This is a genomic window from Pseudomonas sp. Marseille-Q5117 (genome assembly GCF_946901175.1).
GTDB classification, from domain to species: Bacteria; Pseudomonadota; Gammaproteobacteria; order Pseudomonadales; family Pseudomonadaceae; genus Aquipseudomonas; species Aquipseudomonas iranensis.
The window spans coordinates 129856-146096 of the sequence record NZ_CAMPPP010000008.1; the positions used below are offsets into that span (position 1 = coordinate 129856).

At 60.3% G+C, this 16241-nt stretch carries 11 protein-coding genes; all 11 read left to right on the top strand.

What is annotated here, in order from left to right:
- Nucleotides 1-7 precede the first annotated feature (7 nt).
- The 11 genes from flgJ (at nucleotide 8) to OC605_RS15110 (ending at nucleotide 16215) form a co-directional block, all read left to right on the top strand.
- The gene (gene flgJ / locus OC605_RS15060) at nucleotides 8-1324 is read left to right on the top strand and encodes a flagellar assembly peptidoglycan hydrolase FlgJ (protein ID WP_122602227.1); all 1317 of its coding nucleotides are present in this window, start codon (nucleotides 8-10) and stop codon (nucleotides 1322-1324) included.
- Nucleotides 1325-1349: 25 nt separating this feature from the next.
- Entirely contained in the window at nucleotides 1350-3395 is a 2046-nt protein-coding gene (flgK, locus tag OC605_RS15065; protein ID WP_262137927.1) for a flagellar hook-associated protein FlgK, read from the top strand.
- 13 nt (nucleotides 3396-3408) lie between these two features.
- The gene (locus OC605_RS15070) at nucleotides 3409-4977 is read left to right on the top strand and encodes a flagellar hook-associated protein 3 (protein ID WP_076566553.1); all 1569 of its coding nucleotides are present in this window, start codon (nucleotides 3409-3411) and stop codon (nucleotides 4975-4977) included.
- A 109-nt stretch (nucleotides 4978-5086) separates the two neighbouring features.
- Nucleotides 5087-8674: a glycosyltransferase gene (locus OC605_RS15075; RefSeq protein WP_262137928.1), complete on the top strand. Its 3588-nt coding sequence runs from the start codon at nucleotides 5087-5089 to the stop codon at nucleotides 8672-8674.
- A gap of 154 nt (nucleotides 8675-8828) precedes the next feature.
- Nucleotides 8829-10763, top strand: a complete 1935-nt coding sequence (locus OC605_RS15080) for a calcium-binding protein (protein WP_262137929.1) — start codon at nucleotides 8829-8831, stop codon at nucleotides 10761-10763.
- 373 nt (nucleotides 10764-11136) lie between these two features.
- Complete coding sequence (gene rfbF / locus OC605_RS15085; RefSeq protein ID WP_039761130.1) at nucleotides 11137-11910, top strand: glucose-1-phosphate cytidylyltransferase; 774 nt, start codon at nucleotides 11137-11139, stop codon at nucleotides 11908-11910.
- Nucleotides 11892-12974: a CDP-glucose 4,6-dehydratase gene (rfbG, locus tag OC605_RS15090; protein ID WP_262137931.1), complete on the top strand. Its 1083-nt coding sequence runs from the start codon at nucleotides 11892-11894 to the stop codon at nucleotides 12972-12974. The genes rfbF and rfbG overlap by 19 nt, the downstream gene beginning before the upstream one ends.
- Nucleotides 12971-13531, top strand: a complete 561-nt coding sequence (gene rfbC / locus OC605_RS15095; RefSeq protein WP_262137932.1) for a dTDP-4-dehydrorhamnose 3,5-epimerase — start codon at nucleotides 12971-12973, stop codon at nucleotides 13529-13531. Before rfbG ends, rfbC begins: the two co-directional genes overlap by 4 nt.
- Nucleotides 13528-14400, top strand: coding sequence for an NAD-dependent epimerase/dehydratase family protein (locus tag OC605_RS15100; protein ID WP_262137934.1), 873 nt, complete (start codon nucleotides 13528-13530; stop codon nucleotides 14398-14400). The genes rfbC and OC605_RS15100 overlap by 4 nt, the downstream gene beginning before the upstream one ends.
- Nucleotides 14390-15460, top strand: a complete 1071-nt coding sequence (locus OC605_RS15105) for a class I SAM-dependent methyltransferase (protein ID WP_262137935.1) — start codon at nucleotides 14390-14392, stop codon at nucleotides 15458-15460. Before OC605_RS15100 ends, OC605_RS15105 begins: the two co-directional genes overlap by 11 nt.
- A 17-nt stretch (nucleotides 15461-15477) precedes the next feature.
- A complete protein-coding gene (locus tag OC605_RS15110) occupies nucleotides 15478-16215 on the top strand; it encodes a cephalosporin hydroxylase family protein (protein WP_039761138.1) in 738 nt (245 codons plus the stop codon).
- Nucleotides 16216-16241 lie beyond the last annotated feature (26 nt).

Genomic DNA, 16241 nt, shown 5'->3' on the forward strand with positions numbered 1-16241 from the left:
GGCCACCATGGATATGCGCAAAAGCGGTCTGGTCAGCAGCAGCGATTCGGGTTCCTACTCCGACCTCAATCGTCTGAACCAGCTCAAGGTCGGCGACAAGAACAGCGACGAAAACATGCGCAAGGTGGCGCAGGAATTCGAGTCGCTGTTCCTCGGCGAAATGCTCAAGTCGATGCGCTCGGCCACCGAAGCGCTCGGCCAGGACAACCCGCTGAACACGCCGGCGGCCAAGCAGTATCAGGAAATGTACGACCAGCAACTGGCGGTTTCCATGTCGCGGGAGGGCGGTGGTATCGGCCTGGCCGACGTGCTGATCCGGCAGATGTCGAAGAACAAACCGATGGCGCCGGGCGAGGCTGCCGCCGCGTCCGCCGCCAAGCAGCAGGAAGCGCTGGCCAAGGCCGCCGCCGTGCCGACGCCGATTGCCGCCGGCACCGTCGCCACCGGTCCGCTGTCCCGCGTCAACGGCGAGCGTCCATTGTGGGCATCGCGCTCGGTGCATGCGCCGAACAACACCGATATTTCCCATCGCAACGACATGGCGCTGATCAACCAGCGGCGTCTGGCATTGCCGCCGAAACTGGCCGATCGCTTGCTCGCTGGTCTGGTGCCGTCGGCGCCGAGCGTGGCCACTGCCAGCACTGCGGCCGCAGCGACCAACGCCTTGCCGCAACGCGCTGCGACTACCGCCGTTACAGGCTCCGGCGCGTTGTACAACGGCGACTGGCTGGCCCGTGCCGAAGAGCAGAAAGCCGCTGGCGGGCAGATGCAGGTTTACGGCCGCGCCATGGCGCAGATTCCGCTGGCACCGGCGAAAAAGGCCTTCAGCTCTGCCGACGAATTCGTCAACACCATGCTGCCGATGGCCAAGGAAGCCGCCGACCGCATCGGCGTCGATCCGCGTTATCTGGTGGCGCAAGCGGCACTGGAAACCGGTTGGGGCAAATCGGTCATGCGCGCTCAGGATGGCAGCAGCAGCCACAACCTGTTCGGCATCAAGGCCAGCAGCAACTGGAAGGGCGATTCGGCCCGCGCGATCACCAGCGAGTTCCGCAATGGTGCGATGGTCAAGGAGACGGCCGAGTTCCGTTCCTACGCCTCGTACAAGGACAGCTTCCACGATCTGGTGACGTTGCTGCAGAGCAACAATCGCTATCAAGAAGTGCTGAAGTCGGCCGATAACCCAGAACAGTTTGTACGCGAGTTGCAGAAGGCCGGTTACGCCACCGACCCGAACTACGCGACGAAGATTTCGCAAATTGCCAAGCAGATGAACAGTTTTGAAAACTACGCTGCGGCGGGTGTCTCCACCACGCCTTTATAAGGCACCAGGTAATAAGGTCTGAACCATGAGTTTGCTCAATATCGGGATGTCGGGACTGTCGGCCAGTCAGTCCTCTCTGGCTACGACAGGCAACAACATTGCCAACGTCGACACCGCCGGTTATTCACGTCAGCAAACCGTGCAGGGCACCAAGTCCTCGCAGCAGTACGGCAGCGTTTTCATCGGCACGGGCACGACCCTGGCCGACGTGCGCCGGGTGTACAACTCGTACCTGGAATCGCAGCTGCACACCGCGACTTCGCTGGACAGCGAATCGGCCGCGTTCCTCAAACAGGCGACGCCGCTGGACGCCATGCTGTCGGACACCAACACCGGCCTGACCGGTGTGCTGCAGAAATTCTTCACATCGATGCAGGGCGTATCGACGTCGGCCACCGATGACACTTCGCGTCAGTCGGTGCTGACCGGCGCGCAGGCGCTGACCAGCCGTTTCAATACCCTGGCCAAGCAGCTCAACGATCAGAACACCACGATCAACGGCAGCCTCGGCGACATGACCGCCCAGGTGAACAAACTCGCCACGGCGATCGCCAATCTCAACCAGAAGATCGGCGAAATCTCCACCAGTGGCGGGGCGCCGAACGACTTGCTCGACAGCCGTAACGACGCCGTGCGTCAGCTCTCCGACCTGACCGGTGCCCAGGTCGTCGAGCGCGGCACCAGCTTCGACATCTATGTCGGCAGCGGTCAGCCGCTGGTCATCGGCAACACCACCAACAGCCTGAGCATGGTTGCGAGCAAGACCGACCCGTCGCGCATGTCGATCCAGATGGATCGCGGTTCGAGCACCATCGACATCACTTCGGTGATCAGCGGCGGCGAAATCGGCGGTCTGCTGACCTATCGCAAGGAAGTCCTCGACCCATCGCTCAACGAGCTCGGTCGCGTCGCTCTGGTGATTGCCGATCAGATCAACAGCCAGCAAGCCCAGGGCATCGACAAGAACGGCGACTTCGGCGCGGCGATTTTCAACAACATCAACAGTGCCGCTCTGATCAGTCAGCGCAGCATTGCGAAGGACGGCAACAGCGCCGGTTCGGGCAACCTCGATGTGACCATCAAGGACACCGGCAAGCTGACCACCAGCGATTATCAGGTGACCTTCACCAGCGCCACCGATTACACCGTCAAACGTTCCGACGGCACCGATCTGGGCGCATTCAGCACCACGACCAATCCGCCGCCAGTGATCGACGGCTTCACCCTGGCCTTGAACGGCGGCGCGCTGAGCGCGGGTGACTCGTTCAAAATCACGCCGACCCGCAACGCGGCGGCGAGCATTCAGACGGTCCTGACCGATCCGAAGAAAATCGCTGCGGCCGGTCCGCTGACCGGCGTCGCCAGCGCCAACGGTCTGGGCACTTACACTCAGCCGACGCTCAGCGACAAGATCGACATCTACAACCCGACCGCCCAGGCTGACATGCAGGCGGCGTTGAAGAATTCGACACCAGTGAAACTGGTATTTGGCGCAGCCAGCGGTGGCAGCCAGTCGTACACCCTGGTCGACGCCAAGGGCGGGACGCTGGGCACCGGCACCATCGTGCCTGGCCAATCGAACACGCTGAACCTGAAAGTCGGCATCGTCGATGCCAGCGGCAACCCGGTGATGGACACTACCGTCACGCCGAACGTGCAGAAGACCTTCACCGTGCAGACCACCGTGGGCGGCACGCCGAAATCCGGCGAGACCTTCACCATGAACCTCACCGGCGCGGCGTCTTCGGACAACCGCAACGCCCAGGCACTGGTCGCGTTGCAAACCAAACAGACCGTGGACACCGGTTCGGCGAGCAAGGGCATCAGCCTGACCGACGCCTACAACACCCTGGTGACCAACGTCGGTACCAAGACCGCTCAAGGCAAGTCCGACAGCGCCGCGACCACGGCGATTCTGGAGAACGCCAAGGGTGCCCGCGATTCGCTTTCCGGGGTCAACCTGGACGAAGAAACCGGCAACCTGGTCAAGTACCAGCAGTACTACACAGCGTCTTCGCAGATCATCAAAGCTGCGCAGGAAACTTTCGCCACGCTGATCAACAGCCTTTAAGGAGTCGTAATTCATGCGCATTTCCACCGCCCAGTATTACGGAACGCAAGCTTCGGATTATCAGCGTAACTTCAACAAGGCTGTCGCCACCGCGAGCGAGGCGAGCAGCCTGCAACGCATCAACACCGCCGCCGATGATCCGATCGGTGCCGGGCGCTTGCTGCAATTGGGCCAGCAGGCAGCGATGCTCGATCAGTACAAGACCAACGTCAACACCACCAAAAGTGCGTTGAACGTGCAGGAGTCCACGCTGGATTCGATCACCACGGCGTTGGCACGGGCCAAGGAACTTGCGCTGGCCGCGAACAACGGCACGATCACCGACAAGGACCGCCAGGCTTACGCCTCGGAGATGGGCGAGATCCAGCAACAAGTGCTGGGCCTGATGAACGCCAAGGATGCCAACGGCAACTACCTGTTCTCCGGTTCGAAAACCGATACCGCGCCGTACTCGAAGAATTCTGACGGCACGTTCAGCTACAACGGCGACCAGACCACCATCGATCTGGGCATCGGCGACGGCATGACCGTGGGCACCAACACCACCGGTTGGGACGCGTTCCAGCAGACCATCAACACCGGCCGCACCAACACCAAGATGACTGCGCCAGCCGTCGATGACGGCCGTGTCGTGCTGTCCAACGGCACCGTCGGCACTGCCGCCACTTACGACGCCAAGTTCACTGCCGGGCAGCCGTATACCATCGATTTCGTCAGCAGCACCCAGCTGAAAATCACCGATGCGCTGGGCAACGATGTGACCGCCGAGGCCAGCCAGAATGGCCTGATCAGCAATAGCAGCGGCGCCAACCAGACTGTCAGCTTCCGTGGCGTCGACCTCAAGCTGAACGTCAACCTGAAGGCCGGCGATACCAATCCGGACGCCGTTATCGCAGGGCACAGTTTTCAGCTGTCGGCCTCGCCGGACTCGTTCACCACCACGCGTAATCCGGGTAACCCGTCGACCAGCGTGATCACCGGTTCGACCATCACCGATCAGGCAGCCTACACCGCAGCTTTCCCGCAGGGCGGCGCGGTGCTCAAGTTCACCAGCGCCACCGATTTCGATCTGTATGCCGCGCCAGTGACCGCCGACAGCAAGCCGGTTTCTTCGGGCACGGTTGCCGGCGGTAACGCTACCGCTGCCGGTGTGACCTTCGCGCTGGGCAACACGCCGGCTGCAGGCGACCAGTTCTCGATCCAGCCGAACAATCATCAGACCCAGAACGTGCTCGACACCCTGGGCCAGATGATCACCGCGCTGAACACGCCGGTTGACGGCGATCCGGTTGCCAAGCAGAAATTGCAGGGCGCGATGGAGGCGGGCCTCGGTAACATCGATGCCGCTTCCAACCAGATCGGCACGGCGGTGACCACCATTGGTGCGCGTGGTCAGGCGCTGGACATGCAGACCATCACCAACGACAGCCTGACCACGGCAAACAGCACCACCCAGGGTTCGATTCGTGATTCCGATCCGGCTGAAGTCATGACCCGCCTGACCCTGCAACAGACCATGCTGCAAGCCGCGCAACTGGCGTTCAGCAAGATCAGTCAGTTGGGTCTGTTCAACAAGATCTGATGATTGGCGGGTGCGTGAGCGCCCGCCAACGTTGTGCCTCTGTTAATGATTTTTTGCGGTATCAAGGGCTCGTTTTTGCGAGCGGGCTCGTACCGCCTGTGAGCCCGCCGTGAATTCACTTCCTCTCGTCAGCATTGCCATCCCTGCGTTCAATCCGCGCTTTTTCGAGCGCACGCTGAACAGTGCCGTCAGCCAGACTTACAGCAATCTCGACATCGTCGTGTGCGATGACAGTCGTGGTGACGAGATCAAGGACATCGTCAGCTTGGTGATGGAGCAAACCGGGGCTCAGGTGCGCTACGTTCGCAATCCACAGACGCTGGGGCTGGTGGGCAACCTGAAAGCCTGCCTCGAACAGGCGCGCGGCGAGTTCATCAAATTCCTGTGTGACGATGACCTGCTCTATTCGGCCTGCATCGAACAGCAAGCCCATGAGTTACAGCGCGAAGAAGTCAGTCTGGTGATCGCTCAGCGGCTGCTGTGGGACGCCAACGACATCATTCTGCCGGCCCGTTTGGAAAACAGCTCGCTATCACCCGTGAGCGCCTTGCTCAAAGGCGACGATGTGCTGAGCATTTTCGAAAAATTCCCGGTCAACGTCCTCGGCGGCTTCAGCAGTGCGTTGTTCCGGCGTGCCGATGTCGCCGAACTGTTGCCCGCTCTGACTGAAGCAGGTGCATGCTTCGTCGCGACCCTGGATTTTGCCTTGTACGTGTGTCTGTTGCGGCGCGGCAACATGGTGACGTCGAACAATGTCCTGAGCGCCGAGCGACTTTACCCTGAGCGCCTGAGCGCGCAGCAACCGATGAAGGATGCTGCCGAGGTTGAGCGCGAGTGGCTTTCGCAAATGCTCAAAGTGCGCAGCGGCGAGTCGGCGCCCGCAAAGGGCTGGGTTCGCTACGTGCGACTGACGAGCGCCGACGAGTCGCCTCGCGTTTGGGAAGAACTGCCGCTGAGCCGTACCCTTGGCACCAAGCAAAGCCGCCAGGAGCTGGGTGTGGGTGTCGACAGCTTCAGTTTCGGCGAGCTCTATGCGCAGTGGCTGGCGTGTCGGGTGCTGACCGAGACGCAGCGCCAATGGTTGCCGGAAACGCTTGCTGGCTGGCCGCAGCAGCCGAGGATCGTGCCGATCGTCATCGATGCGCAGGGTAGCCGCGACGGTCTCGAGCGCACCCTGCAAGCGCTCGCTGCACAGGACTACCCACCGGAGCTGGTGCTGGTACTGTCCGTAGCCTGTACCGAAGCAGTGTTGCAGGATCGGGTGTTCCACATGCCGTTGCAGGATGACGGTCTGGAGCAGATCAATGCGCTGTTGCCGCAACTCGAAGGCGCCGACTGGTTCTATCTGCTGCAACCGGGAGATCGCCCGGTGGCACCGGCATTGCTGGTGATGGCCGATCGCATCGCGCATTCGCGGTCGCTGACGTGTCTGTACAGTGATGAAGGCAGCGTGCGCGCCGGCGAATCGGCGGAACCGGCGTTCAAACCGGACTTCAACCTCGACCTCATGCGCAGTTATCCATACGTCGGCCGAGCGCTGGCATTCCAGCGCGAACGCTTCCTCGCCCTAGGTGGATTTGCGCCAACGTTCGCCGAACTGGCGCCACACGACATGCTCTGGCGGATGGTCGAAAGCGATGGCCTGCAGGTTGTCGGTCATATCGCCGAGGTGTTGCTGGAGTCGAAATTCGACCTGTCGCAATGGCTCACCGAGCCTGGCGTGGTGGAGCAAAGTCCGCGAATTCTCGAGGCGCATCTGCAGCGCCTCGGCATTGCTCATGAAATCCGCCAGAACGGGCTGCTCAATCGTGTCGACTACCGTCACGCGCAACGCCCTCTGGTGTCGGTGATCATCGTCACTCAGGACCAGACTGCCGCCTTGCAGCGTTGTGTCGAAACGCTGCTGGAGAAAACCGCCTACACCGAGTACGAATTGCTCCTGGTCGACAACGGCAGCGAAAGCGCCGAAGCGCTGGCGTGGCTGGACGGCATGGCGCAGTTGGGCAGCGACCGGATTCGCGTGCTGCGGTATGCGCAAAAGGGCGATGCCGCCGCTGTGCAAAACTTCGCCGCGCGCCAGGCGCGCGGTGAGTACGTGCTGATGCTTAACGCCTTTGCGGTAATCACCCAGGCCGACTGGCTCGATGAGCTGCTCAATCATGCACAGCGCCCTGAAGTCGGGGTGGTGGGCGCCAAGCTGTTCAACCCGGACGGTGGCGTGCTGCACGCCGGTCTCATCCTGGGGCTGAATGGGCCGGCGGGACTGCCGTTCTACGGCCAGCCGATGCAGTCGGACGGGTATATGCACCGACTGCAAGCTGTGCATGATCTGAGCGCGGTCGGTGGCGACTGCATGATGATTCGCAAATCGGTATTCGAAGCGGCCGGCGGTCTTGATGAGCAGGATTTCAAGCAACCGCTCAGTGTCGTGGATCTGTGCCTGCGCATTGGCCGCGACGGTTATCTGGTGGTGATGAACCCGCACGCCGTGCTGGCGGTGGGTACGCAGCCAGTTATCGCGGCGACGGAGCAAGAGCAAGCGCAGCACGCCGAGGAGAAGGACACCTTCTATCAACGCTGGCTGCCACTGGTTGCGCGCGACCCGGCCTATAACGTCAACCTGACGTTGCAGGGCGTTGGCGCCAGCAACTTTAGCCTTGAACCGGGCCTGCGTACTGGCTGGAGCGCGTTCTCCAAGGCGCAACTGCCGAACGTGCTCGCGGTTCCGATCAATGCTTCTGCCATCGGTCACTACCGCATGAGCCAGCCGATGATCGAGCTGGAAGCGGCCAACCGGGTGGAGGGACGGGTCTGCTACGGCTTACCGTCGATCATCGATATCGAGCGTCAGTCCCCCGATGTGATCGTCCTGCAAGGGCGCTATTCGGAGCATGCCATTGATGAAATTCCGCCGCTGAAGAAGTTCTTCAATGCCCGACGGATTTTCGAACTCGACGACTATGTCATTGACGTTCCCCATCGCAATGCACACATCCGCAACATGCCGGGCAAGTCGGACATGGAGCGTATGGTGCGCCGAGCGATCGGCCTGTGCGATCGCGTGGTCGTTTCAACCGCGCCGCTGGCCAACGCGCTGTCGGACATGCACCACGACATACGCGTGGTGCCGAACATGTTGGCTCAGGACTTGTGGGGACACCTGCGCAGCCAGCGTCGTACCTCGAAAAAGCCCCGTGTCGGCTGGGGGGGCGGCACCAGTCACCATGGCGATCTGGCAGTGATCGCCGACGTGGTGCGCGAACTGGCCAACGAAGTGGACTGGGTTTTCTTCGGCATGTGCCCGGATGATTTGCTGCCGTACATGCATGAGTTTCACGGAGTGATCCCGCTGGATGTCTATCCGGCAAAACTGGCCAGCCTGAACCTCGATCTGGCGCTGGCGCCGCTGGAGTTCCACATCTTCAACGACTGCAAGAGTAATCTGCGGCTGCTCGAGTATGGCGCCTGCGGTTTTCCGGTGGTCTGCACCGATACCGAGGCCTATCGCGGCTACTTGCCGTGCACCCGGGTCAAGACCAACACGACCGATGAGTGGCTGCAAGCGATCCGCATGCATCTGGCTGACCCGGATGCCAGTTATCGCATGGGCGATGAACTGCGTGAGGTGGTGCTGCGAGACTATGTTCTGCGCGGCGATAACTTGCGCCATTGGGAGTATGGCTGGCTGGCGGATTGAATTGCCCGCAAGGCTTCATTGAAAGGCGATCTCTCGGGTCGCCTTTTTCACAGGTTCATTGATTTGTTTGAGTCGATCAGCGAGGGAATGCGCTCCGGACAGGCAACGCCCGCACTGACAGATCCGGTTTCAACAACCACGCAAGGAAGATGCAATGACAATTGTGAATGGAACGAGTGAAGCGGATGTCCTGCTGGGCACCGACAGCAATGACCAACTCTATGGACTGGAGGCGGATGATGTCCTGCTGGCAAGTACGGGATCGGATGAGCTTGATGGCGGGGACGGCTTCGACACCGCGAATTACTACGCAATAACCTCTGGAATCAACGTCGAACTGGCCGACGGTACAAGTACCGTCGCCGGCCCCGACGGCAAGCTCGATACGCTGGTGTCCGTTGAGAAGATCGTCGGGACGTTTTCCAACGATACGTTCACCAGTTCGGTAGCCGGCGTGACGCTGGAAGGCAGCAGCGGTGACGATGTCTACATCGTCACCGCTGAAGACGTGACCATCGTCGAGGAAGACTGGGGCGGCTACGACGAACTGCGCACCAGCCTCAACAGCATCAAGATGGCCGGCTTCGTCGAGAAACTGACCTTCACGGGTACCGGTGATTTCAAGGCATACGGCAGTGACACCGACAACGAGATCATCGCTGGTGCCGGTAATGACTGGCTGTGGGGTGGTGATGGTGCAGATCATTTCGTCGGGGGGGACGGTTACGACACCGTCAGCTACAGCGACAGCCTTGAAGGGGTACGAGTCGAAGACTTCACCAACCATGACGGCCTGACCATCGCCTATGGCGATATTTTTAACGGTATCGAAGCGCTTCAGGGCTCGGGCTTCGATGATGTGATTTATCGTCATAATGACTCGATGAGCATCGATGGTGCGCACGGCTACGACACTGTGAGTTACCGCTACGCCTTCGACGTGGCCAATGTCGTGATCGGCAATGGCAGCAACCTTGCAGGTGACACGCTGCTCAATGTGGAAGAGGTTATCGGTTCCTCCGGCGCCGATCGTTTTGTCGTCAACGCCAGTGGTGTGAAGGTGGCTGGTGGTATCGGTGATGACGTTTATACGATCAACAGCACCGGCGTGACTGTCGAAGAAGACGACAGCTTCATGGGTGGTACCGATCATGTGTACACCAGCCTGTCCGAGTTGAGGCTGAGTGCGTTCGTTGAGCGGTTGACCTATACCGGCAGCAGCGATTTCACCGGTTACGGCAATGACGGGGACAACACGATCGTTTCCGGTGCCGGGAACGATGTGCTGCTGGGCGGGGCGGGGGCCGATAACTTTGAAGGTGGTGCGGGCCTCGACATCGTCAGCTATGACGACAGCGCTGAAGGCTTGAGCGCCTCGCTGAAATGGGGCGCGCAGAGCGGTATCGCCTTCCATGACGTCTACATCGACATCGAAGGCCTGCGCGGCAGCCAGTTCAATGATGTTCTGGAAGGTGAGTGGGGCGACAACGTCCTTGAAGGCGGTGGTGGTGACGACCAGATTCAGGGTGGCGATGGCAACGATCACATCTACGGCGGTCTGGCGTCCGGTCTCGATGCAGCCGGGCAGTCCGACACCTTGTTCGGTGGCTCGGGCGATGACGTCATCATAGCTGCGCGCGATGGCCTGTTTACCTGGGTCAGTGGCGATGAAGGCAATGACAACATTACCCTCGGGCGAGGCGTGGCCTATGGTGGGCAGGGCAACGACGTGTTGATCTTCAACGGCGCCGGCCCGTCGGGCCTGGGCGGCAGCGGGTTTGGCGAGCAGGGCGATGATACCTATGTGGTGGACACGTCTGCCTTGGTGACCATCAAGGATGAAGGGCTGGATGCCAACGACACGCTGATTCTGAACACCATCGCTGACGCCAGTCAGTTGAGCGTGACCCGTGTGGGCGATGACGTTTATCTGCACAGTGCCAATGATGGTAGCAGTGGCGTGCCGGACAACGGTGTGCGGCTGGTGGACTGGTATGCGGGGTTTGCGACCATCGAGCATGTTCAGACGGCCGATGGTCAGATGTATGAGCTGCCGGTAGGTGCTGATGGGTTTGCGCTGTTCGGGTAGTTTTTGCGCATCGTTGAAGTAAGGGGTGGGTCTTTGGATTCATCCCTTTTTTGTTTTTTGGCTTGGCGGCCCTTGGGCCGACCAGACTCTCGGGGTTTGGGTGAATATCCGTTTCTGCGGGTGTTGCTGTAAGAGCGAAACCGCCAGCGCCAGCACCCGCAATAACGGATAGGCCCCCAATCAAAATCCTCAGCCCGTTCCCCACCGCCTCGACTCTGAGCTGGCGCGTTTCCTGCAAGTGCCCCTCAAATCGCCATAAAACGAGCGCTTGCGGTCATTGCACTTGCGCCCGGAACGGCAAAAGGTGTCGCCGCAAGGCCCGCAACGCTCAACAAAGCCATGCGCAGCCCGGTGAAGAACAAGAGGGGAGACGATGAAGGCAGTAATTTTGGCGGGTGGCCTCGGCACGCGGATCAGTGAAGAGTCGCACCTCAAGCCCAAGCCGATGATCGAGATCGGCGGCAAGCCAATTCTCTGGCACATCATGAAGCAGTATTCCGCCCATGGAATCCACGACTTCGTCATCTGCCTGGGCTACAAGGGCTATGCGATCAAGGACTTCTTCGCCAACTACTTCCTGCACACCTCCGACGTCACCTTCAACATGCGCGAGAACCGCATGGAGGTGCACCAGAATTACAGCGAGCCGTGGAGCGTCACGCTGGTCGACACCGGCGAAGAAACCATGACCGGTGGCCGGCTCTTGCGCACTGCGCCTTATCTCAAGGACGAAAAAGCCTTTTGTTTTACCTACGGCGACGGCGTCTCGGATATCGATATCGGCGCTTTGATCCGTTTTCATGAAGCGCACGGCAAGCTCGCGACCGTTACTGCCGTGCAGCCTCCAGGCCGTTACGGTGCGTTGCAACGCACAGGCCACCAAGTTATGGGCTTCACCGAGAAGCCGCGAGGTGACGGCGGCTGGATCAATGGCGGCTTTTTCGTCCTGTCACCACAGGTGCTGCCTTACATCGCCGGCGATGCGACCAGCTGGGAAGCCGAGCCGTTGATGCAACTGGCTGAGTTGGAACAGCTGCATGCCTACGAACATTCCGGCTTCTGGCAGCCGATGGACACCCTGCGTGACAAGAACCATCTCGAAGCGCTGTGGCAGAGCGGGGAGGCCCCATGGAAGCAATGGGCCTGAGTGCGGAGTTCTGGCGTGGCAAACGCGTCCTGGTCACCGGACACACTGGATTCAAAGGCAGTTGGCTGACCCTGTGGCTGCAAAGCCTTGGTGCGCAAGTCAGCGGTTTTTCTCTGGATCCGTCGACCGAGCCGAGCCTGTTCGAACTGGCGCGCGTGCACGAAGGCATCAATGATCAACGCGGCGATCTGCGTGACCTCGGCGCCTTGCTGGAAATCATCGCCGAGACCGAGCCGGAAATAGTCCTGCATCTGGCGGCCCAGCCTCTGGTGCGCGAGGGCTATCGCGATCCACTCGGCACCTATTCAAGCAATGTCATGGGTACGCTGAACCTGCTCGAAGCGATTCGTCAGGTCGGCGGTGTGCGCGCCTGTGTGCTGGTCACCACCGACAAGGTCTACGCCAACAAGGAATGGCTGTGGCCGTACCGCGAAGACGAAGCCCTCGGTGGACACGATCCTTACAGCAGCAGCAAGGCCTGCTGCGAGTTGCTCGCGCAGTCGTATGCCGCGTCGTTCTTCCCGGCGGACAAACATGCCGAACACGGTCTGGCCCTGGCTACCGCACGCGCCGGCAATGTGCTGGGCGGTGGTGATTTTGCGCCAGAACGACTGATTCCCGATGTGCTGAAAGCCTGGACTGCCGACGAGCCAGTGACCCTGCGTTACCCGCAAGCGGTGCGTCCGTGGCAGCACGCGCTGGAGCCGCTGGCCGGTTATCTGCAATTGGCTGCTGCGCTCTACGAGTACGGCCCGGAATACGCCGGTGCGTGGAACTTTGGTCCCGGGGAGGCCGACATGTGCAGCGTCGGTGAGGTGGTCGAACTGCTCGCCAACCGTTGGCCGCAGGCCCGCGGTCTGCGCATCGAACCGAGTGAGCTGCACGAAGCCGGTCTGCTGCGTCTGGACAGCAGCCGCGCGCGGCAGGTGCTTGGATGGAAGCCGCGCTGGACGCTGGAACAATGCCTGACGCACACCCTCGGCTGGCATCTGGCGTGGCAACACGGCGATGACATGCGCGTCGTTACCTTGAACCAATTGAATCTGTACAGAGAGCGTTCATGAGCGATTACACCTTGCAGAAAACGCCATTGGAGGGTCTGTACCTCATTCAGCAGAAAGTCTTCTGCGATGAGCGCGGGCGGTTCGCCCGGCTGTTCTGCCAGAGTCGTCTGACCGTCCAGGGACGTCCTTTTGCGATCCGCCAGATCAATCATTCGCGCACGGCCGGCCAAGGTAGCGTACGCGGTCTGCATTTTCAGAAAGCCGGTTATGCCGAATCCAAGCTGATCACTTGTGTGCGCGGCGCGGTCTGGGATGTGGCGGTCGACCTGCGGCCGCAATCGCCAACGTATTTGCAGTGGCATGCGCAAGAACTGCGCGCCGATGATGGCCTCAGCTTTTTGATTCCTGCCGGTTTTGCCCACGGCTTCCAGTCACTGACCGATGAATCGGAAGTGCTGTACCTCACCGATGCCGATTACGCACCGGAGCATGAAGCGGGTTTGTCGGCCCTTGATCCGGCACTGGCGATCTCATGGCCGCTATCCGTCAAGAATCTGTCAGCCAAGGATTCCAGGCATCCGCTGCTCGACAAACAGTTTCAGGGAGTCGAGCTTTGACGGCGAACACCTCCACTGTGCTGGTCACTGGCGCCACCGGCTTCGTCGGTCGCCACTTGGTCAGCGCTTTGCTTTCCAAAGGCTTCAAAGTGCGTGCGGTTGCGCGCACCCTCGACTCGGCTCGCAGTCTGCCGTGGTTCGCGCAGGTGGAATTTGTCGCCGCCGATCTGCATGCGCCAGACCTTGATGTCGAGCACTTGGTTGATGGCGTGGATGTCGTCGCTCATCTGGCCTGGAGCGGCTTGCCTAATTATCAGGCGCTGTTTCATTTCGAACGCAACCTGCCGGCGGATTACGCGTTTCTCAAGCGTGCGGTCGTGGCAGGGGTGAGCCAGGTGCTGGTCACCGGGACTTGCTTTGAATACGGCTTGCAAAGCGGCCCGTTGGCCGAGTCGGTCTTGCCCCAGCCTTGCACGCCTTACGGTCTGGCCAAGCACACCTTGCGCCTGTTCCTTGAAGCATTGCAGCGCGAGCAGGCGTTCACCCTGCAATGGGCGCGGTTGTTTTACCTTTATGGCGAAGGGCAGAACAGCAACAGCCTGCTGGCCAGCCTCGACCGCGCCATCGATGGCGGTGAGGCGCAGTTCAATATGTCGATGGGCGACCAGCTGCGTGATTATCTGCAGATTACCGAGGCGGCCGCGCAATTGGCTTCGCTGATCGGCCGGCCTGATGTCGACGGCGTCACCAATTGCTGCAGCGGCCAGCCGATTTCCGTACGCGCGCTGGTTGAACAGCGTGTCCGCGAACGCCAGTCGACGATCATGTTGAATCTGGGCCATTACGGTTATTCCGCCCATGAGCCCAAGGCGTTCTGGGGTGATGCTCAGCGAATCTCGCAACTGAAGGGGCAAGAACATGCTGCATGAGCTTTATCGCGCGACCGGACTGCCGGTATTGCAGAACCGCACGTTTGCCAGCGCCGAAGAGGCGCGGGCCTCAGGGGTGGCAGACATTGTTCTGGTACAGGACAGCCAAAGCGGATTGATCTTCAACCAGGCCTTCGATGCCGACAAGCTGAGCTATGACGCCGACTATCAGAACGAACAGGCGCACTCGGTGCAGTTTCAGGCGCACCTCAATGCCGTCGAAGCGATCCTCGCCCGGCACTTCAAGGGCCAGACCCTGATTGAGGTCGGCTGCGGCAAAGGTTATTTCCTTGAGATGCTGCGGGGCAAAGGTTATGCCATTACCGGGATCGACCCTTCGTATGAAGGTGACAATCCTGACGTGATCAAGGCACCCTTCACCCGCGAGCTGGGGTTGGCAGCGGATGCGATTGTCTTGCGCCATGTGTTGGAGCACATCAGCGATCCGTTGGCATTTCTCGCGCAAATGGCTGCAGCCAATCAGGGCGGGCAGATTTATATCGAAGTGCCGTGCTTTGATTGGATCGTCGAGCACAATGCCTGGTTCGACGTGTTCTATGAGCACGTCAATTACTTCCGTCTCGCCGACTTGCGCGCAATGTTCGGCACCGTGCTTGAGGCCGGGCATCTGTTCGGTGGCCAATATCTGTACATCGTTGCCGATCTCTCAACGCTGCAACAGGTGCCGGTCGAGACGCCGTCGTTGCTGACGCTGTCGACCACCTTCACCGCCAGTCTTGATCGCGCCGTGCAGATCATTCAATCCGCGCCGGCACAGGGCTCGGCCATCTGGGGCGCTTCGTCCAAGGGCGTGATTTATTCATTGGCCTTGCAGCGCGCCGGCGTGGCGGTAGATCGCGTCGTCGACATCAACCCGGCCAAGCAGGGCCGATACCTGCCGCTCAGTGGCGTGCGGGTGTCCTCGCCGCAAGAGGCCATGGATGCGCTGCCTGCAGGCGCCCATCTGTTTGTGATGAATTCCAACTACCTCGAAGAAATCAAGCGGATGACTGGCGCACGCTACGTCTATCACGCCGTCGACAGCGCTTCGTTTCAGTGACCCTTGAGATTATTAAGATGACCGAAAACAACATCCACAAAGCCTTCGAAGCCGAATGCCAACAAGAGATCGCGCGCCAGGGTGATGACCAGAAAGTGGTAGCACTGGCTCGGGATTTCTTCAACGAATCGGCCCGCCATAAATACAGCTACCACTTCTCGTGGATGGGCCGTCCGATCATCCAGTTGCCGCAAGACATGATGGCCATGCAAGAGATCATCTGGCAGGTCAAACCGGACCTGGTGATCGAATGCGGCATCGCTCACGGCGGTTCGATCATCTATTACGCCTCGCTGTTGGAGCTGCAGGGCCACGGCGAAGTGCTGGGCATCGACCTCGACATTCGCCCGCACAACCGTGAGGCCATCGAAAGCCACCCGATGGCCAAGCGCATCCAGATGATCGAAGGTTCGAGTATCGACGAGGCGACCGCGCAGAAAGTCCGCGCGATTGCCGAGGGCAAGAAAGTGATTCTGGTCCTCGATTCCAACCATACCCACGACCACGTACTCGAGGAGCTGCGCTTGTATGCGCCGCTGGTTTCGGTGGGTAGCTACTGCGTGGTGATGGACACCGTGGTTGAAGACATGCCGGCGGACTTTTTTCCGGATCGCCCGTGGGGTCATGGCGATAACCCGAAAACCGCCGTGTGGAAATACCTGGAAGAGAACAAGGATTTCGAGATCGATCGGCAGATGCAGAACAAACTGCTGATCACCGTGGCGCCGGACGGTTATCTGCGCCGCGTTCGTTAATTCGCAACATTACCCAGCGTTGTTTC